Annotated in this window: 24 protein-coding genes and 1 pseudogene; 9 read left to right on the top strand and 16 right to left on the bottom strand. The window is 57.8% G+C overall.

The features are described from left to right. Positions 1-27 precede the first annotated feature (27 nt). The gene (locus JDW22_RS13075; protein ID WP_200523406.1) at positions 28-1518 is read right to left on the bottom strand and encodes a YifB family Mg chelatase-like AAA ATPase; all 1491 of its coding nucleotides are present in this window, start codon (positions 1516-1518) and stop codon (positions 28-30) included. Positions 1519-1817: 299 nt separating this feature from the next. Between JDW22_RS13075 and JDW22_RS13080 the strand changes: the two genes are divergently transcribed. Beyond that, positions 1818-2822 (top strand): SPOR domain-containing protein, encoded by a 1005-nt coding sequence (locus JDW22_RS13080; protein ID WP_200523407.1) that lies wholly within the window; start codon positions 1818-1820, stop codon positions 2820-2822. A 20-nt stretch (positions 2823-2842) separates the two neighbouring features. Next, the gene (locus JDW22_RS13085; RefSeq protein WP_200523408.1) at positions 2843-3550 is read left to right on the top strand and encodes a thiol:disulfide interchange protein DsbA/DsbL; all 708 of its coding nucleotides are present in this window, start codon (positions 2843-2845) and stop codon (positions 3548-3550) included. 489 nt (positions 3551-4039) lie between these two features. On the opposite strand, the gene JDW22_RS13090 is transcribed toward JDW22_RS13085, so the two are convergent. The 4 genes from JDW22_RS13090 to JDW22_RS13105 form a co-directional block, all read right to left on the bottom strand. Continuing rightward, positions 4040-5272: a beta-ketoacyl-ACP synthase gene (locus tag JDW22_RS13090; protein ID WP_200523409.1), complete on the bottom strand. Its 1233-nt coding sequence runs from the start codon at positions 5270-5272 to the stop codon at positions 4040-4042. Between the two features lie 3 nt (positions 5273-5275). After that, complete coding sequence (locus JDW22_RS13095) at positions 5276-5812, bottom strand: hypothetical protein (RefSeq protein WP_200523410.1); 537 nt, start codon at positions 5810-5812, stop codon at positions 5276-5278. Positions 5813-5991: 179 nt separating this feature from the next. After that, complete coding sequence (locus JDW22_RS13100; RefSeq protein WP_200523411.1) at positions 5992-6861, bottom strand: LysR family transcriptional regulator; 870 nt, start codon at positions 6859-6861, stop codon at positions 5992-5994. An 11-nt stretch (positions 6862-6872) separates the two neighbouring features. Continuing rightward, positions 6873-7415: a TetR/AcrR family transcriptional regulator gene (locus JDW22_RS13105; RefSeq protein ID WP_200523412.1), complete on the bottom strand. Its 543-nt coding sequence runs from the start codon at positions 7413-7415 to the stop codon at positions 6873-6875. A 138-nt stretch (positions 7416-7553) separates the two neighbouring features. Here JDW22_RS13105 and JDW22_RS13110 point away from each other — a divergent pair, with 138 nt between their 5' ends. From JDW22_RS13110 to JDW22_RS13135, 6 genes are all read left to right on the top strand, one after another. After that, the gene (locus tag JDW22_RS13110; protein WP_200523413.1) at positions 7554-8405 is read left to right on the top strand and encodes an N-acyl homoserine lactonase family protein; all 852 of its coding nucleotides are present in this window, start codon (positions 7554-7556) and stop codon (positions 8403-8405) included. A gap of 223 nt (positions 8406-8628) precedes the next feature. After that, positions 8629-9711, top strand: a complete 1083-nt coding sequence (locus JDW22_RS13115; protein WP_200523414.1) for an alkene reductase — start codon at positions 8629-8631, stop codon at positions 9709-9711. Between the two features lie 20 nt (positions 9712-9731). Beyond that, the gene (locus JDW22_RS13120) at positions 9732-9983 is read left to right on the top strand and encodes a hypothetical protein (protein WP_200523415.1); all 252 of its coding nucleotides are present in this window, start codon (positions 9732-9734) and stop codon (positions 9981-9983) included. 6 nt (positions 9984-9989) lie between these two features. Further along, entirely contained in the window at positions 9990-10208 is a 219-nt protein-coding gene (locus JDW22_RS13125; RefSeq protein ID WP_200523416.1) for a hypothetical protein, read from the top strand. Further along, positions 10196-10414, top strand: a complete 219-nt coding sequence (locus tag JDW22_RS13130) for a sulfurtransferase TusA family protein (RefSeq protein WP_003797876.1) — start codon at positions 10196-10198, stop codon at positions 10412-10414. Before JDW22_RS13125 ends, JDW22_RS13130 begins: the two co-directional genes overlap by 13 nt. Positions 10415-10455: 41 nt before the next feature. Beyond that, complete coding sequence (locus JDW22_RS13135) at positions 10456-11211, top strand: metallophosphoesterase family protein (protein WP_235965517.1); 756 nt, start codon at positions 10456-10458, stop codon at positions 11209-11211. Positions 11212-11419: 208 nt separating this feature from the next. Here the strand turns inward: JDW22_RS13135 and JDW22_RS13140 are convergent, their stop codons facing one another. From JDW22_RS13140 to JDW22_RS13790, 11 genes are all read right to left on the bottom strand, one after another. Continuing rightward, the gene (locus JDW22_RS13140; RefSeq protein ID WP_200523417.1) at positions 11420-12178 is read right to left on the bottom strand and encodes a DNA adenine methylase; all 759 of its coding nucleotides are present in this window, start codon (positions 12176-12178) and stop codon (positions 11420-11422) included. Positions 12179-12322: 144 nt separating this feature from the next. Further along, on the bottom strand, positions 12323-12781 hold the full coding sequence (locus JDW22_RS13145) for a hypothetical protein (RefSeq protein ID WP_200523418.1): 459 nt from the start codon (positions 12779-12781) through the stop codon (positions 12323-12325). A gap of 3 nt (positions 12782-12784) precedes the next feature. Beyond that, positions 12785-13405, bottom strand: coding sequence for a hypothetical protein (locus JDW22_RS13150; RefSeq protein WP_003797397.1), 621 nt, complete (start codon positions 13403-13405; stop codon positions 12785-12787). 21 nt (positions 13406-13426) lie between these two features. Then, positions 13427-14584: a gp53-like domain-containing protein gene (locus tag JDW22_RS13155; RefSeq protein WP_200523419.1), complete on the bottom strand. Its 1158-nt coding sequence runs from the start codon at positions 14582-14584 to the stop codon at positions 13427-13429. Between the two features lie 32 nt (positions 14585-14616). Then, positions 14617-15186 carry a YmfQ family protein gene (locus tag JDW22_RS13160; RefSeq protein ID WP_003797399.1) on the bottom strand — a complete coding sequence of 190 codons (570 nt, stop codon included), beginning with the start codon at positions 15184-15186 and terminating at the stop codon, positions 14617-14619. After that, entirely contained in the window at positions 15183-16235 is a 1053-nt protein-coding gene (locus tag JDW22_RS13165) for a baseplate J/gp47 family protein (protein WP_200523420.1), read from the bottom strand. The genes JDW22_RS13160 and JDW22_RS13165 overlap by 4 nt, the downstream gene beginning before the upstream one ends. Positions 16236-16284: 49 nt before the next feature. Next, positions 16285-16632, bottom strand: coding sequence for a phage GP46 family protein (locus tag JDW22_RS13170; protein ID WP_200523433.1), 348 nt, complete (start codon positions 16630-16632; stop codon positions 16285-16287). Between the two features lie 117 nt (positions 16633-16749). Continuing rightward, entirely contained in the window at positions 16750-17379 is a 630-nt protein-coding gene (locus JDW22_RS13175; RefSeq protein ID WP_200523421.1) for a phage baseplate assembly protein V, read from the bottom strand. Next, complete coding sequence (locus tag JDW22_RS13180) at positions 17376-18512, bottom strand: phage baseplate assembly protein (RefSeq protein WP_200523422.1); 1137 nt, start codon at positions 18510-18512, stop codon at positions 17376-17378. The genes JDW22_RS13175 and JDW22_RS13180 overlap by 4 nt, the downstream gene beginning before the upstream one ends. Then, positions 18496-19803 carry a DNA circularization protein gene (locus JDW22_RS13185; RefSeq protein ID WP_200523423.1) on the bottom strand — a complete coding sequence of 436 codons (1308 nt, stop codon included), beginning with the start codon at positions 19801-19803 and terminating at the stop codon, positions 18496-18498. Before JDW22_RS13185 ends, JDW22_RS13180 begins: the two co-directional genes overlap by 17 nt. Next, a complete protein-coding gene (locus JDW22_RS13790; RefSeq protein WP_235965518.1) occupies positions 19800-19973 on the bottom strand; it encodes a hypothetical protein in 174 nt (57 codons plus the stop codon). The genes JDW22_RS13185 and JDW22_RS13790 overlap by 4 nt, the downstream gene beginning before the upstream one ends. A gap of 151 nt (positions 19974-20124) precedes the next feature. Between JDW22_RS13790 and JDW22_RS14195 the strand changes: the two are divergent. Further along, positions 20125-20213, top strand: a pseudogene (locus JDW22_RS14195) (calcium-binding protein); the annotation flags it as partial.

Consider the following 20213-nt stretch of genomic DNA (forward strand, 5'->3'; position numbering starts at 1 on the left):
CGCGGGGTGGGGATGGGAAAGGCTGCCTCAAATCGCGCGCCGAAAGCCGATTGCCTGCAAAACATGCCCGCGCGTTACCACTGTGTCCCCCGCCAAATCCGCCAGCGTGCGCGATACGCGCAAAATGCGGTGGAAGCTACGCGCCGACAGCGATAATTTTTCCAGCATCTGCGCCAAAGCTTGCTTGGCTTCATCGTCGATTTGCGCCAGCGTGTCCAATTCGCTGGGCAGCAGTTTGGCGTTGGTTTTGCCCTGCCGTTGATATTGGATTTCGCGCGCGCGGATTACCCGTTGGCGCACGGTTGCGCTGCTCTCGCCCGCTTGGCTGCTGGTCAAATCCGCAGCGGGCAACACGGGCACTTCAATCGTCAAATCAATGCGATCCAGCAGCGGGCCTGAAATTTTGTCGCGGTAGCGTTTCACCGCATCGGGCGTGCAGCGGCAAGGCTTAGTGGGGTGCCCCAAATAGCCGCACGGGCAAGGGTTCATCGCCGCAACCAGTTGGAATCTCGCGGGATAGGTTACTTGGCGCGCGGCGCGGGAAATATGGATTTGCCCGCTTTCCAACGGGTCGCGCAGCATTTCCAACACTTTGCGGTCAAACTCGGGCAGCTCGTCTAAAAACAGCACGCCGTGCGTTGCCAACGATATTTCTCCCGGTCGCGGGTCGGAGCCGCCGCCCACCAGCGCGGCGGAGCTGGCGGAATTGTGCACCATCCGCATCGGGCGCTCGCAGCTGAAATCATGCGCGTGCTGCGGCAGAAGCGAACGCAACGCCCACACTTCAATCTGCTCATCGGCGGTGAGCGGTGGCAAAATCGTGGGCAAACGCTGCGCCAGCATGGATTTGCCCGTGCCCGGCGGGCCGACCATCAGCAGGCTGTGCCCACCCGCCGCTGCAATTTCCAACGCCAATCGCGCCGTGTGCTGCCCTTTCACGTCTTTCAAATCCAGCGTGTTGCGGTTTTCAGGCTGCCTCTGCTGGCTTTGTGCGCGCGGCAGCGGTTCAAGGCGGTTTAAATGCGCCGCCACCGCATTCAGGCTGCCCGCGCCATAGGCTTCAATATTCGGCATCATGGCAACCTGCTCCGCGTTATCCTCGGGCAACACAAACGCCCGCCCCGCTTGCTGCCCCTGCCAAGCCATCGCCAACGCGCCGCGAATCGGGCGCAAACTGCCCGACAAAGCCAATTCGCCCGCAAATTCATAACGCGCCAAATCATCAGGGTTCACCTGCCCGCTTGCCGCCAAAATGCCAATCGCAATCGGCAAATCAAACCGCCCCGACTCTTTGGGCAAATCGGCAGGCGCAAGGTTCACCGTGATTTTTTGCGCGGGAAAGGCAAAGCCGCTTTGCAAAATTGCCGCGCGCACGCGGTCGCGGCTTTCCTTCACTTCGGTGTCGGGCAGCCCCACAATGTTAAATTGCGGCAAACCATTGGCAAGATGCGTTTCCACCTCCACCAACGGCGCATCCATGCCGCTTAACGCGCGGCTGTTTACCACGGAAAAAGTCATAGCATTGGTCTGTAAAGAAAATGTTAAACGGCGGATTTTAAGCCATTTGCCTGCGCGGCTGGCGAAAAATTTGGCAAAAGCCGTTTTCAGGCTGCCTTAGGGCTGTTTGCCAAACAACGCAGTCCATTTGATAGCATCCAACCCCCCTGAAAACCACCCCAGCAACCATACACAATTTAACGCCCAACCGCGCGGAATAGCCTTAAAAAATAGCCACTAAGCAAAGCAAATTTTGCTACAATGCACGGCTATTTCACTAGGGCAGCCTGAAAACAATTACCATGCAACCAAGGAATTTTATGCACGCAAAACATCAACAAGGCAAAGGCTTATTTAGCTTTATGGCAGGCTCAATCGCCGCATTGATTGCCATTGCAGGCGTATTGTTCACATTAAACAACAACAAAGCGCGCGACTTCAAAGACCCCGCCACCAGCAGACAGCAGCCCGCCGCCGCAAGCAGCCAAACCGAAGTGCTGCTGCCCAGCAACGTGCCCGCCAGCGCCGCCAAGCCAACCGACAATACCCGCACCACGCCCGCATTGGAAGACAACGAACCCCTCGTCGCCTCCGCCCCACGTGCGCGCCCCCCCAAACCGCGCGAAGAAACCGAACCCGCACTGATTGATGAACAACCCAATGCAAACAAAGACAAATCCAAAAAAACCGAAACCGCCCGCCGCCCGCCCGACATGATGGACGACCCTGTGTTGGGCGACAGCACCGAAACCGAAACCCCGCGCGACACCAAGCCGCGCAAACCCGAAACCAAACCCGCCGACAGCAAAGCCGACAATCGGCAGCCTGAAAAAGCCAAACTCAGCGAAGCCGAAAAACGCCGCCGCCAGCAAGAAGACCTTGCCGACCGCAACGCCAAGCCCACCGCCGAGCAAATTCTCAACAGCGGCAGCATAGAAAAAGCCCGCGAAGTCGCCCGCCAAGAAGCGCAGGCCAAACGCGCCAAACAACGCGCCGCCGAAGAAGCCCAAGCCAACAAAGCCGACCGCGCGCCCGCCCAAGCCAGAGAAAGCAAAAGCGACCAGCCCGCCGCCGCGCAAAACAAAACCGGCAACAAAACAGACCGCACCACCGTGCAAGCAGGCGCTTACAACAGCCGCCAAGCCGCCGAAGCGCAGCGCGCCAAACTCGCGCTTATGGGTGTCAACACCCAAATCGTGGAAGTGCAAAGCAACGGCAAAACGCTCTACCGCGTGCAAACGCGCGGCATGGACAGCAACCGCGCCAACCAAGTGCGCGAAACCCTGCAACAAAACGGCATAAACAGCATCCCTCGCAAACAATAATCTTCATATAAGGAAAAGCCATGAAAACAACCCTAAAAACCACCGCATTTGCCGCCTTTTTAGCCTTGGCAACCGCCCTGCCTGCCTCCGCCGCCACCGAAGGCACGGATTACGAAGTGGTGAAAACCGAAGTTGCCCCCTTGCAAAAAGACAAAATCGAAGTAACCGAATTCTTTGCTTACTGGTGCCCGCATTGCAAAGACCTTGAACCCATCTTGCTCAAACACGCCAAAACGTTCAAAAAAGACACCGTGTTGCGCACCGAACACATCGTGTGGGACGAAGGGCGCGACTTTGGCTTTGCCCGCCTTGCCGCAGCAGTAAAACAAGCAGGCTTGCGCGACCAAGCCGACCCTGTGATTTTTGAAGCCTTTGCTTCGCAACGCATTGATTTGGGCAAAGATGCCGTGTTACGCGAATGGCTGCCCGCCCAATCCGCGTTTGATGGCAAAAAAGTGTTGGCTGCCTACGATTCATTCAGCAACAAAAACATGGCAGAGCAAATGAAAACGTGGACCAACCAATACGAAATCACAGGCACGCCTACTGTTATCGTGGGCGGCAAATACAAAGTCAATTTCCAACAAGGTTTTGATGGCGGCATGAAAGTCATTGATGAATTGGTGCAAAAAGTGCGCGACGAACGCGGCATGAAAGCCCCCGAAGCCGCCAAACCCGTTCGCAGCGTAGGCGCACGCTTTGTCAACAAAGCCGCCAAAGCCAAATAAACCGCCCGCCAAGGCAGCCTGAAACGAAAGCCCGTGTTTGCAATCGCGTTGTGTTCCGCAGAACGATGATGGCGAACACGGATTTTCCATTTTCAGGCTGCCGCAAATACGCATTGGACAATCTCTGTAAAACCTGCAACCGATGGCGCGGCGGCGGCTCGCTGTATCTGACGAACCCGTAGAATCCTGTTGAATACACCCTTTGGCGGCGAGCCGCCGCTCCGTTTTGGGTTTCAGGCTGAAACCTTTGCAAAAGCCTTGGGGCGGTCTGCGTAGCGACGCGGCGTGGCGAAGCTGAAAACAAACTGTTGTTATCACTAGGTCGGGTGTTTGTGTCCGACAAATACGGACTAAAATTGTCGGGCACAAATGCCCGAGCTACTTGGGTCTCGCAAAGATTTCAATCTATCCGACAAAAAACCGTTTGGCGCGATACCAAACGGTTTTGTTTTTAGCTTTACTATGCAGGCTGCCTCGGGGTCATAAGTTTCAGGCTGCCTTTTGCGCGCTGTTCGCAGTTTCCCCAATCACCAGCACCGCATTGCTGCCGCCAAAGGCAAACGACGAGCTGGCCGCAATCCGCCGTCCGTCCGGCCATGCGCTGCCGCTGTCTGTCAGCGCAATCTCAGGTAGTTCCGGGTCGGGCGTGCCGTCCCAAAGCTGCGGCGGGAGTTTGCCTTGCGGATTGGTTTCGCGGCTGGCAACGCCCCATGCGAATGCCGCTTCCAGCGCGCCCGCCGCGCCGAGGGTGTGCCCTGTGGACGGCTTGGTTGAGGTGCAGGGCGTTTGGCAGCCGAACACTTCGGCAACGGCGCGGCTTTCCATGCTGTCGTTGTGTTGGGTGCCCGTGCCGTGCAGGTTAATCCAGCCGATGTCGTGCGGGCTTAATCCGGCATGGTTTAAGGCAGCCTGAAACGCCTGCGCCGCGCCCAGCCCGTCGGGTCGGGGCGACGACATATGGTAGGCATCGCTGCTTGCGCCGCAGCCCAAAAGCTGCATGGTGCCGCTGAAATCGGGGTCGCGCGTCATCACGAATGCGGCGGCGGCTTCGCCGATATTGATGCCGTTGCGGTTTGCCGAAAAGGGGTTGGCGATGCCGTCTGAAAGCACGTCGAGCGAGGCGAAACCGTTAATCGTGAGCGGCGACAGGGTGTCTGCGCCGCCGCAAATCACGGCATCGGCAAGGTTGGCGCGCAGCAGCCTTGCCGCGCTGATTAGGGCGCGCGCGCCCGAGGTGCAGGCAGTGGAGACGGCGTAGCGCAGGCCGTGCAGGCCGTAGGCTTCGGCAACAAACCCTGCGGGCGCAGACATGGTGTTTTGGAAATATTTGAACGGTTTGTCTGCCCAGCCGCCGCCTCGGGCAACGTGTTCAAACAGCGGGATGTTTTCGTCTGCGCCGCTGGTGGACGTGCCGATAACGACGGCGATGCGGTGGCTGCCGTAGCGCGCAACGGCAGCGTGAATGTCGGATTCGATTTGCGCGAGGGCGTGCCAGAGCAGTTGGTTGTTGCGGCTGGCGTGTTGGGGCGGTAGGTCGTGCGGCAGCAGGCGCAGGGTTTCGCCGACTGCGCCGAACGCGTAGGTTTTGCCGTTTACCCACCGGTCGGAAAAAACAAGCGGGTTGGCGGCATTCGGGTTGAGCAGCGCGTCGATATGGGTTTGCAGACCGCTGCCGAGCGCGCTGGTTACGGCGGGGCGGCTGAGGTAAACGGGTGTGTTCATGTTTTATTCTTCAATCGGGCTGGCAGTCCAGCGGGTTTGGTCGGGGAACGAGAGGCTGAACTGCCCGCCGTTGCGGGCGACGCACCACAAATCGCGGCTGCGGTAGCGGAACAGTGCGCCGCTGCCTTCGGGGCAAAATGTCGGACGGTGTTCGGATGGCGTTTCAGGCTGCGCCGGCTTCACATCGGGATAAAGCGTTGCGGCGCGGTCGGCGGCAATCAGCGGCAAGAGCGCGGCAAACAGGCGGCGCGATTGGGCGTTGGGCATGATGAAGCCGTCGTTTTGCCAACCGCGCGTGCTGACGGTTTGGCGCGAAACGGGCGCGCCAAGCGCATCGGTCTGCACAAAGCGGATGCCGTCCGGAAGCCGCTCCACCGCCAACAGGCTGGTTTGCACAGTTTGCCCTGCGGCATCGGTCTGCTCCAATTTGAACCATTGCGCCTGCTGCGGCAGCTCGGGCAGGGTTTGCGGATGGGGCAGGGCGGTGCAGGCGGCGAGGGCAAGGGCGAGCGCGGCAAGGGCGATTGGGAAAAAGCGCATGGGATGTCCTTTGGGTGGGTTGGGGTTCCAGACGGTGTTGGCGGTTTCAAGCTGCCTTTCCAATCGCCCAAGGCAGCCTGAAACGCTTTTCAAACGGCAGCAACGCCTGTTTGTCTGTTTAATAAAACGGTATCGCTTATTGTAACCTGTGCGCCGACAGACCGTCAGCGGGTTTTTGCCTATTCCGCCCACCTCTCCCGCAAAAACCCAATAAACGCCCGCACGTTCGCCGTGAGCAGGCGGGTGGCGGTGAGGGCGTGGACGGGTGTTTTTTCGCTTTGCCAGTCGGGCAATACGGCTTTCAGACGGCCTTGCGCCACGTCGTCGCGCACCAGGATTTTGGGCAACAGCGCGATGCCCAGCCCGGCCGCCGCCATCTGCCGCAGCATGCCGGGGCTGTTGGCGCCGAAGCGGCTTTGCGGCTGCACCGGTACCCGTTCGCTGCCGCGCTGCACAGTCCAGAGGCCGTCTGAAAAGCGCAGGCATTCGTGTGCCGCCAAACCGTCGGGCGAGAGCGGTTCGCCCCGCTGCGCCAGATAGCCCGGCGCGGCGTAAAGGCAGCCTGAAAATTCTGCCAGCGGGGTGGCGATGTAATCGGAATCGGGCAGTTTGCCGGTGCGCACCGCCAAGTCAAACGGCTCGCCAATCAATTCCACCTTGCGCGGGGTTACGTCAAAATCGACGCGCAAATCCAGGTAACGCGCGGCAAATTCGGGTAGCAGCGGCGCGACCATGTTGTACGCCATGTCCACCGGCAGCGACACGCGCAAGGCGCCGCGCACGGTTTCGCGCATTTCGTCCAAAGCGCCGTGCAACAGCCGCGCTTCGGCGACAATCGGCAGCGCGCGTTCTAAGTAATACGCGCCCGCGCCCGTCAGCTCCAGCCGCCGCGTGCTGCGGTTAAACAGCCGCAAGCCGAGCGCGTCTTCCAGCGCGGCAATGCGGCGCGACAGGGTGGACTGCGGTATGCCGAGCTTGGCAGCGGCGCGGCTGAAACCGTTGGCTTGGGCGACTTCGACGAAGAGCGCCATTTCGTTTAGGTAGTCCATGTTGTTCCTTTTCAGACGGCCTCTGCGCGTACCAGCCGTATCACCGCCGCCATCTCCTCCAACACCCGCGCCACGGGCACCGCCTGCCTGCGTTCAAAAAAGTGTCGCACGGTTTCCAGCAGCAGCGTCGCCATGATTTTCACGCGGTAGTCGTCGGGCGCAGTTTCGGGCAGCATCGCGGCAAAATGCGTTTGCAGCATGGCGCGCATATCGTCATACAGATGCAGCTTCGGCGTTTGGATTTTCCACAATGCCAGCAGCAGCGCGTGTTGTTTGAACAGAGCGTCGGCAGACTGCTGCAAAAAGTCGGGCAGGTTGTCCGCCGCCAAGCGTTCGGCAAGATTGGCGGCGTAGTCTTGTTTGAATTCGGCAATCATCGCGGCGGCGACGGCGTTTTTGCCCGAATAGTATTTGTAAAACGTGGCACGGTTCACTTGCGCGGCGGCAATGATGTCCTGCGCGGCGATGTCGTCGTAATCGCGCTCGGCAAGCAGGTTGAGCAGCGCGTTGCGGATGGCTTGGTGGGTTTTGACCACTCTTAAATCAACTTTCATGGCAGTTTTCAGAAATAAGCATACATGCGGACGATTTTATCTGTTTACGCTGATTTTTTGCATGATTTTGTCGGTATCGCGTTTCAGGCTGCCTCTATACAATCTGTTTTATCCAATCAACACACAGAGAGACACATCATGAACGACATCAAAATCCATTGTTTGACAACAGGTTGGGTGCAAATCAAAATCCACCACCAGCTCGCCCGCTTTTTCAGACGGCCTTTGCGCGTGATGGACGTACTCACCGACCGTAAATGGTCGCCGCATCTGCCCATCGGCTGCTGGCTGATTGAGCATCCCGAAGGCTTGATTATGGTGGACACGGGCGAAAGCAGCCGCGCCAACGATGCGGGCTATCAGCCGTGGTGGCATCCGTTTATGCAGTTTTGCGAACGGCACGGCGTGAAAGTCGAAGAAGAAGTCGGCGCGGTTTTGCGCTCGCGCGGCTTTGACCCGCTCAACGTGAAATGGGTGGTGATGACCCATATGCATGGTGACCACGCGGGCGGCATTCCCAATTTTCCCAACAGCACTTTTTTGCTCACCGAAACCGAAAAACATGCCATCGAAGCCAAAGACGCGGTGTTCAACGGCTATCTGACCATGCACTATCCCGACTGGTTTTCCAAACAAATCCAAACCGTACCGTTTTCAGACGGCGCATTTGAAACCTTTGAAAAAAGCCAAAAACTCACCCAAGACGGCAAAATCCGCCTTGTGCCCACGCCGGGGCATACGCTCGGGCATCAAATCGTGATTGTGGATATGGGCGATTATTACGTTTTGATTGGCGGCGACGCTTCCTATTGCGAACAATATATGCTCAACGGCGACATCGACGGCGTGTGCATCGACGGCAAACAACACCACGAGTCCACCACCAAAATGCGCAAACTGTGCTGCCGCAAACCCACAATTACCCAGTTCGCCCACGATTTTGACAGCGAAGTGCGGCTGCGGGAGAAGCGGTTTACGGCGGTGGGGTAAAACCGTGCTTGGCATGGCAGAAGCAGCCTGAAATAGCATTTTCAGGCTGCTTTATTTCATATTCGGATAAATGTTATCCATTTTACCCCATTTATCCAAATCTAAACCGAAACTATACTGGCAACACTTTAACAGCCAAGCCAAGTAGGTCGGGCATTTATGCCCGACAAATCCCGTTTAATAAACGTCGGGCATCAATGTCCGACTACATAGGAGACCCACCATGAAACTCCTCCAACCCTACACCCTAGGCAGCCTGAAACTGAAAAACCGCATGGTGATGGCGGCGATGACGCGCAGCAGGGCCGATTCAGACGGCATCGTCGGCGCGATAACCGCCGAGTATTACGCCCAACGCGCGTCCGCCGGGCTGATTTTGTCCGAAGCCGTCAATATTTCCGCCGACGCGCTCGGCAGCCCGCTCACGCCCGGTTTGTTCACCGCCGCGCAGATTGATGCGTGGAAACAAGTAACCGCCGCCGTGCACGCAAAAGGCGGGCTGATTTTCGCCCAGCTCTGGCACACGGGGCGCGTGGCGCACTCGGTTGACCGTGGCGGCGTTCTGCCCGCCGCCCCCAGCGCGGTGAAAATCGAAGGCATGCAGCACTTCACGTCGCAAGACGCAAAAGATTTTGAGACCCCGCGCGAACTCGCCGCCGCCGAAATCCGCCAAATCATCGTCGATTACGCCCAAGCCGCCAAAAACGCCATCGCCGCAGGCTTCGACGGCGTAGAGCTGCACGCCGCCAACGGCTATCTGCCGCAGCAGTTTTTGTCCGACTCCGCCAACCTGTGCCAAGACGGATACGGCGGCAGCATCGCAGGCAAAGCCCGCTTCACGCTGGAAGCCATGCGCGCCATCATCGACGCGGTCGGCGGCGAACGCGTCGGCATCAAAATCAGCCCGCTGCACCCCTACGCCGGCATCGCGTTCAACAATCCCGTCGCCACTTATCAATATTTAATCAACGAGTTGAATAAACTGGATTTCGCCTTCGTGGAAATCATGCAGCGCGCACCGATGTTCCCATTATTGCCGCACTATCCGCAGGACAACGAAATCGAGCTGTTCGGGCGCATGGTGCAAGGCAAAACCGTGGTTGCCGGCACGGGCTACACCGCCGAATCGGGCGAAGCCGAGCTGGAAAAAGGCACCGCCGAACTCATCGCCTACGGCGCAGCCTTTCTCGCCAACCCCGACCTGCCACGCCGTTTTGAACTGGGCGCAGATTTGAACGCGCCCGACCGCACAACCATGTTTGGCGGCGGCGAAGCGGGATATATTGATTATCCTGCGCTGGGTTGAGCGGGTTTTCAGGCTGCAAATTGTGGAAGCACAAATATACAAGGCAGCCTGAAACCGTCAGCCGCAGCCCAATCACCCCCGCCGCGCTGTATGCCCATTATGGCAGTTGCCGATTGATGAACCCATTTTCAGGCTGCCTCAGCCCAATCTTTTGCCCTATCACGCCGCGCATCGCGGCGTACCCGCGCGGGGAGCCTTTGCCGTTGCGCCGCCATCCCGCCCGCGCCCAATCGCACCGCCCAAACCTTCGCCCATCGCAAAAGGCAGCCTGAAAACAAGTGAGAGGCGCGGTTCACCCGCTTCGCTTGTTTTCAGGCTGCCTTCGCGCACCATGCCGTCAAACGCCCTCGCCAACGCCCGCCCTAAACTTTGCTAAAATCGCCCCCTTTCGTTCCGCCATCTTGCGGCAGCCTGAAACACCGTTTGGTCAAGCGCAAACCCCGTTTCAGGCTGCCATCGGCACATCATTCACTAAGGAAACCCCATGCAAACCCTAGATTTAACAGGCTTAAAATGCCCGCTCCCCATCCTACGCGCCAAAAAAGCCCTCGCCACCTTAGACAGCGGCGCTACCCTCACCATCCTCGCCACCGACCCTGGCGCACCCGCCGACTTTGCCGCATTCTGCCACCACACGGGGCACGAATTACTGCAAAGCAGCGAAGCAAACGGCGTGTTTACGCTGGTGTTGAAAAGAAAATAACCGCCCTCGGCGCAGGCAGCCTGAAAACCCGCCCGCCAACCATGAAACTCCACATCCTCTCCGACACCCACGGCCAAACCGTCACCCCGCACCCCGATGCCGATTTAATCGTCCACGCCGGCGACTTCGGCAACGCGCGGCGCGGAAGCGTTTCAGGCTGCCTGCGCCGCCGCGGGCAAGCCCTGCGTGTTCGTGCTGGGCAACCACGATTTTTACGGCGAACACCTCGACGAGCTGCCGCGCGAACTCATCGCCGCCGGCGCGCCGCTGCTCACCGCAAACCGCCCCTTGGAATTTGGCGGCTACACCTTCGTTGGCGGCACGCTGTTCAGCAATTTCAGGCTGCCTTGGGTGAACAAAAAACAGTTTCGCGAAAACCTCGCCCTTGCCCGCCGCAACATCGCCGATTTTTCTACATCGCCGCAGGCAAAGCGCCGCACGAGCGCCGCGCCGAACCCGAAGACTACATCGAGCGCTTTGATGCCCAACTCAATTTCATCGAGCATTTCCGCCACCGAGCGCGCACCATCGTGCTCACCCACTTTCCGCCGCACCCCGCCTGCACCGCGCCGCAGTATGCCGATTCGCCCCTAAACCCCTATTTCATCAACCAGATTGACGTGGCGGGCTTTGACTGCTGGATTGCGGGGCACACGCACCAAGCCGTCGATACCGTACAAGACGGCTGCCGCCTCATCATCAACCCACTGGGCTACCCCAACGAATACGGCGCAAACGCCTACCGAGACGGCTTGCTGCTGGAATTGCCCGACCTACAAATCACAAACGCCGTCTGAAAACCTACTTTCAGGCTGCTGTAACCGCGCGCTCGTTTTGTCATCATTTTGCATTTGTTTTGTCATTGTGGCGTATGCCAAAATAAGTGCAAATTTGATTGATGCAATCACAATAAAAAAGCCCCTTTCGTGGCTTTTATCACAAGAACTTGCTGATTACAATTAATGCTGCTACTGCGGTTATTAAGCCTGTCGCAATCATTATCGGCTAATAATTCATCACCACCAACTCTCCGCGCTTGCCTCTGCTTTCAGCTTGCCTGCCCACCGAATACGCCAGCTCCAATTCCACCACCTTAAATTCAGCAAATAAAGCACGAATATCAGGGTGGTCGTTGATGCTTAACATCATTTTGCCCTGCATACTGCGCATGGCTTGGGCAAGCTGTTCGTATTCTGACCAATCAAACCCGCGCCCATAGTCTGCGGTTTGCCAGTAAGGCGGGTCGGCGTAGAAAAAGGTGTGCGGGCGGTCGTAACGTTTCAAGCAGCTTTGCCATGTTTCGTTTTCCACAAACACTCCGCCGAGCCGTTGCTGCGCGGTGTGCAATTTTTGTGCCACGGTGGCGGCATTCCATGCTTTGCTGGTGGTGGCTGTGCCATAGTGTCGTCCAAATGGTTTTTTACCAAATGTATTGTATTGCAGATAAAAGAAACGCGCCGCGCGTTGAATGTCGGTTAAGGTATCGGGCGGCGTGGCTTGCAGTTGGACAAAGATTTGGCGGCTGCTCAATTGCCATTCAAATTGGCGCACAAACTCGTCAAAATGATGCTGCACCACGCGGTAAAGATTCACCAAATCGCCGTTGATGTCATTCAACACTTCGCAGCGGGCGGGTTTGTCGCGCAGAAAAAACAAAGCTGCCCCGCCTGCAAACAGCTCCACATAACAACTATGCTCGGGAAATAACGGCAGCAAATGCTTGGCTAAACGGCGTTTGCCGCCCATCCACGCGATAATGGGCATGGGTTTAGTATCTGTCTGTCTGTCTGTCTGTAAAAATTGTTGCACGCTGTTTTTCCTTGTCAAACGGTTTTTCTAAATTTTGTTGCATAAATTGCCTTTCTCGTTGCTCAAATTTCCTGATGTCAGGACTTTTCTTTTGTTGTTTCAGGCAGCCTGAAATAAATCCGCCAACGCCTGCGGGCTATACTTTTCAGGCTGTCCCAGCCCCAACGCTTTGGCGCACCACTCCGAGCAAAACCATCTCTGCGCAACCTGCCGCACGGGCAACACCACGCCCAACGCGCCGATATAGTCATATTTCGCCCCTTGCGTGGTTTGATACAGCGCCCACACTTTTTCATGCGTCTCCGCATCGCGGATGGGGATTAAATCCCATTTGTCGGCAGGCAGCAGCATGGTTTTGCTGCGCACGCCGCCGTCGCGCAGGCTGGCGGAATAGCAGTGATAGTCATCGGTAAAACCATGCTTAACGGCAATCTCGCAGTGGCTGTACTGCCCGCGCGTGGCGATCCGCACCGCCCAATCCATCAACCGCTGCCACAACTCGCGCGGCGATGTGCCGCGTTTGCGCCCTTTGTAGAGTGCCAAATAAACTCGCGTCATCGCCTAACCTCCCATTTCAGGCAGCCTGAAAGTCAGCTCAATCGCCGCTAAATCATCCAACGTTTTTGCCTGCTCAATCAGCACTTGCAACGCCTGCCGTTGCCCCGCCACGCCCGCCGCCAGCGTCTCATACTGCTGCGTTTTGCGCAGCGCGGCACGAATTAGCGTGATGCGGTCAATGCCGCGATGCTGGGCGATGCCATCCAACACAGGGGTCGGCGCGTTGTCATCATCTGCCCATGCTCGCGCTTCAGCTCCCTGCATCGCCCACGTTTCCTGCTCAAAGGCGGGGACAATATCGGTTTTGGCGTACTTATCCACAAACGCCTGCGCTGCGTTGGCAAGTTCCGCCAGTTTCGCATTTTGGGCAGCCTGAAACGCCGCTTGAACCGCTTGGGCTTGCTTGGCTTTGTCCACCACCCAAGCCTTGCCGTTCCATGTATGCGCAGGCGATGGGCGGGGAATAATGGATAAATCCGCGCCAATGTGCGCCCCCGTGTTGAGCGCATCCAACAACGCCTGATGCTGTTGCGCATCAATTGCCTGCGCGTCCTCGGGTATCTGCGCCGCGCTGTGGATTTGGTCGTCAAAAAACGCCTGCGCGCTGTGCGAGTAATAAATCATGGTTAATCTCCCGTAAAAACATCAATGTCCGATGGCAAACCAAAACAATTCCTGCTCGCCAAACGTGCCGTTTTCGGAAAAGCCAACATGGATGGAGCTGTTTTCCAGCCAAGCCACATGCGCCGATGCCACGTTATTGCCCTGCACAGCGCCGCCGATGGAAATAGTCGCCTGCGCGTTAAGGTTGGCGTTGGGAAATGAGATGGGCATCCATACCCTGTAAAAGCCGTCGCCCTGCACCCTTAATCTGCCCCATTGCAATATCAGCCCGCCCGGCAAACGCTGATAGCCGTTTTGCCCGAACGAATTGCTAGCAAAATGCCCGTCAAACACAAAATCGCCCAAGTCGGTGCTGTCCACCGTGGCTTTCAGGCGGTCGCCGCTCCAACCAATCTTTACCTGATGCCCTGCGTTTTGGCGGTGTCCTACGCCGCTGCGCACAAAGCCCTCGTGCAGCCAGCCGTAAGCATTGGTCCACACGGCATGGTTGTACACGCTCAATCCGCTTATCCTGCGGTCGGCGTTGGTCGCACCGGGTGGCGTAACCGAAAAGCGCAGGCTGTATTGCCCGTTGCCGTCGGAAACCACCTGTATGCCCCCGCGCGGAATGTCGCGCACATAAGCGTCAAAAAAGACGTTTTTGCCCTCGGCAGGCTGGTTGGCGATAAAGCCCACCCAGTCGTTGGCGTACTGGACTTTAATCGGCGCGCCCGAGCTAAGCCCCTGTGCGAAATCTTTATAGCCCGTGATGGTTTGATTGGTAGATAAAGTAACGCCGCTGTTGCCGTCCAGCTTGCTCTCGGCAAGCACCTTGCCCTGCGCGGCGGATAAAGCGGCGGTGGTATCATTGCTGTTGAGCGCGTCGATGAGCCTAACCACGCCTGCCAGCGTGTCGGTGGCGCGCTCAATTTTATGGGTATGCCCTGTTGCGCCATTGGCCGTTTGGTTTTCGGTATCGCCCGACAGCGTGGCAGGGTTGGTGGCATCGTTTGTCAGTTTTTTAAGCGCGTTGAGCATTTGGTTGCGCTGCGCCTTATCGGGGGTCAAGCCGCCCGCGCGCACCACCTCCAATATTTCCGCCTGCACTTGGTTGAGCCACCAAGCGGGCAGAATGGTGCCTAACTCGGTCGTGCCGTTGCCGTCATGAAATTCGTTGTCTTGGGTCTCAATTGCTAACATGCTTATCCAATCCTTTGTTTTATAAAATTTAATTAACCTGTATAGGTAAAACGCACGAAACTGTGCGCGGGCTTTAAATCCTCAAACACGCGCTCGATGACGTTGTCGCTAAAACTGCTCAACCGCTCGCCCGCGCAGCTCGCCCCCGCGCAAAACCGCCACACCGTCTGCGTGCTCGCCGCCACATTGACCACCCACACCCACATAATCTCTTCGGGAGCAAGCCGTTCGCCCGCTCGGTTGATGCCCACGCGAAACGGCTGCGGCTCGTCAATCGTAATCGTGTAGCCCGCGCTTTGCGCCAGCTGGATAAAATAGGGAATGCTCAACCCGCCTACCGCGTTGATTTTGAGCAACACCGCCGATAGCCGCGCCGCATAAGGCTTGCCTGCATTGGTTGTCTCCAAGCCCAACACCCGCTCCCAATCCGCCAGCAACGCGCCCGATGTGTCGGGCAAACACGCCCCTACCACCGCTCCCGCGCTGCGTGCCACCCCATCCAACACCTGCGCATCAATCTGCGCCTGCTGTCGCACCCGCGCCCCACCCCGCGCATAAGACACAGGCGGCAGCAAGCCCAGCAACACTTCCTGATAATTCATGCCATCCGCTCCATGTTCAGGCTGCCCAATTTAAACCATTCAATCTTGTTCACCGTGTCGGCGGTCAAATTGGCACGCGGTGCCAGCAACACCCTATCCACCACCCCCGCAGCATTGCTGATTACCGCTTCCAATTGCGACACCACCACGTCGTCGGCGGGTATCAGCGCGTCAAAATAAGCGTCCAAGGCAGCCTGAATTTCGCGCTGCGCCGCCGCCCAATCCGCGCCAGCTAGCTTAACCCGCACGCGCACATCCACCCGCGTAATATCAGGCGCAAGCACGCGCACATTTTTGGCGGTAACAGGGCGCACCGCATCAATATAGTTTTGCACCGCCGCCAAGGTTTCCGCGCTGGGCAATTGATTGGCTGATGTAATCGCCACATCCACCGTGCCCAAGCCGCGCCGCAGCGGGTAAACATAGGCGCTGGATACGCCATCCACACTTAACGCCCAGTTTTTATAATCGTGCCGATTACCACCTGCGGGCGGACGGCGGATGCGCTCCAACAAGCGCGACAACAGCGAAGCATCGTTTTCCGCATCCGTGCCGCCTGTCGCCGATAGCATCACATCGCTGCTGATACCTGCGCTGGCTGCCATCAATTGCCCTGCGGTGGTGTCGCAATTGCCCTGCTCGCCCGCTTCGCTTGCCACAATCGGCACGCGAGCGCTTAAACTGCCGTCAATCACCGCATCGGTGCGGGTAGTATAAAAACGGTTGCCCAGCTTAATCTGCGCCCCCGCCGCCAGCCTTGCCCCTGCCGTGCCACTTATCGTTACCATGCCCCCTGCGCGGGTTGCCGCGCGGCGCGTAATCCCGCGCAATGCCGCGTGACGCTCCAAATAATCGGTGTCTGCCGTGTCGGGGAATATTTGCCGCGTTATCCATGTTTGATGCGCGTATTGCCCTGCGGCGCAGGATGCCAAGCGCGATGCGTGCACATAATGGTCGCTATCTGCGCTGATGTCGGCATCGGGTATCAGCGATTGCGTGTCGCGCAAAATCGCCGCGCGAATGGTGTCAAAGTTAGGGGGTGTAAACATGGGTTTAAAATCTTTTTAAAAACGGTTAAACAGGCGTTTTCAGGCTGCCCTACACAATCGGCACGCGGTGGTCATAATCAAAGCCGCCTTGCGCCGTTTCCACGCGGATATGCAGCAGCAGCCAACCGTTATGCAGCTGCGCGGCATTCACACTAATGCGTTCAGCCCGCCCGTCATCCACAATCGGCTGCAAGGCTTCCATCGCATACTGCTCTGCCAGCAAGCCCACCCGCGCCACATCTTTTTCTCGCTGCAAAAGGTGCAGCAGCGAACCAATGCTTTTATCCGCCCACCATGTGCCCAGCGGCGTGCGCAGGCGGATATACACTGCGTTTTGCAGGTTTTTAACGGCGCGCCCCGTGTAATCGCCGGTTAAAGGGTTCAATTCTTTATCCATGCTGGCATCATACGGCGCAGCAAAGCAGGGCAGGCAGGCGCATGGCTTCGCCCCAAAAAAAGGCAGCCAAAACGAATAAACCGTTTCAGGCTGCCTCTGCTTGTTTCCATCCATGTGTTATTGCGCCGCCCCTGTTGTGCCCCCACTGTCGCCCGGATGCGTGTGTTGTTGCGTGGAAATATTGCCCGCCACCACATCGCCCGTGGTTTTCAGGCTGCCGATGATGCGCACCGCATCGCCGCCTTCGCCGCCCGAAATGGCTAAACCGTTTTGCCCTGTGATTTGCCCTTTTGCCAACACCTGCGCGCTCGCTTCCACCAGCGGGCTATCAATCCGCACCTTTTGGTTGGCGCGAATCACCAAGTTATCGCAATCCATCTCAATCAGCCGCCCCTGCTTCAACACAATGCTGCTGCCCGATTGGTCATACACCGCCACCTCGCCGCCTTGCAGATTTTTCACCCGAAAGCTGCCATGCTCGCTGGCAATCACAATTCCATGCGTGGTATCGCCGCCCAAAGGCAACACAATCATCTCGCTGCCAGCAGGCGCATGGCTGGTAAAGCCAAATTGCTGCAACTGCTCCACATCTTGCAGCGTTTCATCGGCTAAACCCTGCACCTGAACGCGCTGAATCGGCTCGCCCGATTGCGTTGCCGCCACCTTGCCGCGAAATGCCTGCCGAATCCCATCTTGCACGCCCCGCGCCACTTGCGCGGTTCGCTTGGCTAATTTGGCTAAACTCATTTGCTTTTCAACTCCTCGTCCTTATCCTTGCCCCGCGCCGTTTTGCGCTTGCCCTTGCGTTTGCGCGCCCGCTCCGCTTTTTGCGCATAGGCATCGGGTGTCCACACGCCATCTTCTTTCAGCCGCAGCTCCGTTTGCGTGCCACCCATGCGGCTCAACATCAAACGCCGCCCCATCACAAAGAAAATCGCATCAATGCCTTCTTCCTCATCAATCAAATGCACGCGCTGCCCCGCCGCCCACAACACGCCCGCCACCGTTTTGTGGTCGCCCACGGTAACCGTAATCGTCAAGCCTTCCAGCTTCCAATCTGAAAGCTGTTTTTTCGCCTGCCGTTTCAAGGCTTCCAAATTATCCGCATTCGCCACCACCACCGTTTTCGGCTTGTGTAAAGGCATAGACGGGTCTTGCCACACCCACTTTAAATCATGCTTCGCCGCATTGCCGCTTCTGCCATGCGATTGCGCCAAAAAGGTTACTTCCGAAAAGCGGTTGTCCACATCGCGCTCAATATTGATGCGCTCCACATTGCGGCGGTTATCATTTCTGCTCCAACACAAGGTCGCCACAGGTTCAGACGAATAATCCGCCCCGCCCACCGCCAGCGTGCCATCCGCTTCCAACCAAACGTGCAAGCCCACCGAGTTCGCCACATGGCTTAACGCCTGCCACGCGCTTTCGCTCGGTTCAATATCCACCTTATCCAGCGTTGGGTTGTTTTCCGCTTTTAATACCACGCGGGACAGATATTGCCTCCACGGCGCAACCAGCTTTTGCACTGCCGACAGCACCGTCATGCCTTTTACATTCACTTGCGGCGCGGAACAATCCACCAGCAAGCAAGCCAAATCGCGCCCTGTTAAGCGCAGCGAGCGGCTGCCCTTGTCTTTCTCATCGCGCTGGTTGCCGATAATGCCTGTGAGCACCGTTTCGCCGTTAATTACCACTTCGCAGCGTTGCCCTGTTAAATCGGGGATTTGCCCCTGTGTTGCCGCCACGCCCAGCTCAAAGTCAAAACCATCGGCAGGAATCAAAAAATCGCTGTCAATATCGTAGCTTTGCCATGTGCGATGCTCCATGCCGCCAATGCGCAGCACAATTGAGTTGTCATACAAATTATTGGGCGTAGCCATTCATCATCTCTCCCATTTGGATAAAGCAAGGATGGCGCAGCTGCGGATTAAGCCGTATCAATTCATCCGCGCGGGCAATATCGCCATACCAAGCAAACGCCAATTGATGCACCGTACCGCTTAACGGCGCAGGGCGCGCAATCAACGGCGGTTTTTGGTTCAGCACGGCAATCGCCAGCAGGTTTAAATGCGCCGCCGCATCACGCAGCGTTTCCACCACGGCATACACCGCATCATAAGCCTGCGCCTTGTCGCTCATCGCCGCCAGCGTGGCGCGCAAGCGGGCAATTTCCGCCGCCGTGCGCTGCCGCACCGCGCGGTTGATGTGCCACACATCGGGCGCAGTCATGCTGTCGCCCTCGTGTTCCAGCAACAGGCAGGCAGCCTGAAACATCGTCTCCAGCGCCATCAAGCGCAACACTTGCCCCACCTGCGCCCGCTCTGCCCAATCGCTGCCACGGCGTGTGTTGCTGTTTGCAGCCACTGCCATGCGCTGCTCCACCGTCGCCACCGCATCCGCCGCGCGCAGCAGCGCATCAAAACGGCTTTTCGCGCTGCGCACATCTGCCGTGTGCACTTCGCCATCCGCCCCAATCGCGGCAGCCTGAAACAAGCCCGCCTGCACCATGCTGCGCATCTCGCGCCACAGCCTTTTACTGCCTGCGCCATCGCCCGCGCCGCCGCCCTCGTGCCCGCTTAATCCCAAACTCCCCACATCAAACAAATCGCGCAACGCCGCCCATGCGCCCCTTGCCGCGCTGGCAAAGCCAAACGCGCTGCCGATTAGCGCGCCGACGCTTTGTTTTGCCATGGTGAGCGCATCAATCCAGCCCTCCAATGCCGCGCGATAAGTGTCAATCCGCGCGATTAGGCGTTCAATCGCCATCAAAAAGGCGTTTTCAAACACAAAAATCTTTTGCGGCTCGCCGCTTTCGCGAAACGTGATGCTCAACGTGGCATAGTCCACATTGTCTGCATCGTGGTGAAAGTGCCAGCTCGCTGCCATCATGTTTTGCAGCCGCCCCCACACAGGATGCACCAACACCCCCGCGCCGCGTTCCATCAACGCCTCCACCAGCGCATTCAAGCGGCTATGGTAGCCCTTGCCCCAAAACACCGCTTCCACTTGCACCTGCCGCCCCGTGCTGCCCATGTCTTCCAGCCACACGCCATCGGTAAACGGGCGCGCGTGTTCCACCAACGCCTTGCCGTCTTGCTCATCCAATGCCACCACATCAAAGCGCACATCCCGAAACGACGCATCTTGCAACACCGTATGCCACATACTCATTGTCCCGCTCCTCGGTTAAACATATTCACTTGATGGCGCGACACGTTTTCCGCAATCACGCGCCCATCCAGCTGCACATGCACATTGTTTTGAATGGTTTGGTTCAGCCCGCCCAGCGTGCCGTTAATCGCATCCAGCTTGCCGCCCACCGTCGCCGTATCCGCCGCCAAGGCAGCCTGAAAGCTCGCCGTTTGCGCCTGCGTGGCGGTTTGATATGCCGCCGTTTGCTGGCTAATTACCGGCGCAAGTTTTTCCGCAGATTCGGCGCGCGCGGCAGCAGCGTTATTCGGCGATGCCGAAGATGGGAAACTCCATCCCGCACTGAACGGTTGGGACTATATCGAAGGCGGCGCGGGAGACGATGTTGTTTCCGGCGGTTACGGCTGGGATGAAATTCATGGCGGCACGGG

It is taken from the genome of Kingella bonacorsii, assembly GCF_016623605.1.
In the GTDB taxonomy this organism is placed as follows: Bacteria; Pseudomonadota; Gammaproteobacteria; order Burkholderiales; family Neisseriaceae; genus Kingella_B; species Kingella_B oralis.

Coding starts and splice junctions, on each gene's coding strand:
- JDW22_RS13075 (WP_200523406.1), bottom strand. CDS start 1,518: ATGACTTTTTCCGTGGTAAACAGCCGCGCGTTAAGCGGCATGGATGCG.
- JDW22_RS13080 (WP_200523407.1), top strand. CDS start 1,818: ATGCACGCAAAACATCAACAAGGCAAAGGCTTATTTAGCTTTATGGCA.
- JDW22_RS13085 (WP_200523408.1), top strand. CDS start 2,843: ATGAAAACAACCCTAAAAACCACCGCATTTGCCGCCTTTTTAGCCTTG.
- JDW22_RS13090 (WP_200523409.1), bottom strand. CDS start 5,272: ATGAACACACCCGTTTACCTCAGCCGCCCCGCCGTAACCAGCGCGCTC.
- JDW22_RS13095 (WP_200523410.1), bottom strand. CDS start 5,812: ATGCGCTTTTTCCCAATCGCCCTTGCCGCGCTCGCCCTTGCCCTCGCC.
- JDW22_RS13100 (WP_200523411.1), bottom strand. CDS start 6,861: ATGGACTACCTAAACGAAATGGCGCTCTTCGTCGAAGTCGCCCAAGCC.
- JDW22_RS13105 (WP_200523412.1), bottom strand. CDS start 7,415: ATGAAAGTTGATTTAAGAGTGGTCAAAACCCACCAAGCCATCCGCAAC.
- JDW22_RS13110 (WP_200523413.1), top strand. CDS start 7,554: ATGAACGACATCAAAATCCATTGTTTGACAACAGGTTGGGTGCAAATC.
- JDW22_RS13115 (WP_200523414.1), top strand. CDS start 8,629: ATGAAACTCCTCCAACCCTACACCCTAGGCAGCCTGAAACTGAAAAAC.
- JDW22_RS13130 (WP_003797876.1), top strand. CDS start 10,196: ATGCAAACCCTAGATTTAACAGGCTTAAAATGCCCGCTCCCCATCCTA.
- JDW22_RS13135 (WP_235965517.1), top strand. CDS start 10,456: ATGAAACTCCACATCCTCTCCGACACCCACGGCCAAACCGTCACCCCG.
- JDW22_RS13140 (WP_200523417.1), bottom strand. CDS start 12,178: ATGCCCATTATCGCGTGGATGGGCGGCAAACGCCGTTTAGCCAAGCAT.
- JDW22_RS13145 (WP_200523418.1), bottom strand. CDS start 12,781: ATGACGCGAGTTTATTTGGCACTCTACAAAGGGCGCAAACGCGGCACA.
- JDW22_RS13150 (WP_003797397.1), bottom strand. CDS start 13,405: ATGATTTATTACTCGCACAGCGCGCAGGCGTTTTTTGACGACCAAATC.
- JDW22_RS13155 (WP_200523419.1), bottom strand. CDS start 14,584: ATGTTAGCAATTGAGACCCAAGACAACGAATTTCATGACGGCAACGGC.
- JDW22_RS13160 (WP_003797399.1), bottom strand. CDS start 15,186: ATGAATTATCAGGAAGTGTTGCTGGGCTTGCTGCCGCCTGTGTCTTAT.
- JDW22_RS13165 (WP_200523420.1), bottom strand. CDS start 16,235: ATGTTTACACCCCCTAACTTTGACACCATTCGCGCGGCGATTTTGCGC.
- JDW22_RS13170 (WP_200523433.1), bottom strand. CDS start 16,632: ATGGATAAAGAATTGAACCCTTTAACCGGCGATTACACGGGGCGCGCC.
- JDW22_RS13175 (WP_200523421.1), bottom strand. CDS start 17,379: ATGAGTTTAGCCAAATTAGCCAAGCGAACCGCGCAAGTGGCGCGGGGC.
- JDW22_RS13180 (WP_200523422.1), bottom strand. CDS start 18,512: ATGGCTACGCCCAATAATTTGTATGACAACTCAATTGTGCTGCGCATT.
- JDW22_RS13185 (WP_200523423.1), bottom strand. CDS start 19,803: ATGAGTATGTGGCATACGGTGTTGCAAGATGCGTCGTTTCGGGATGTG.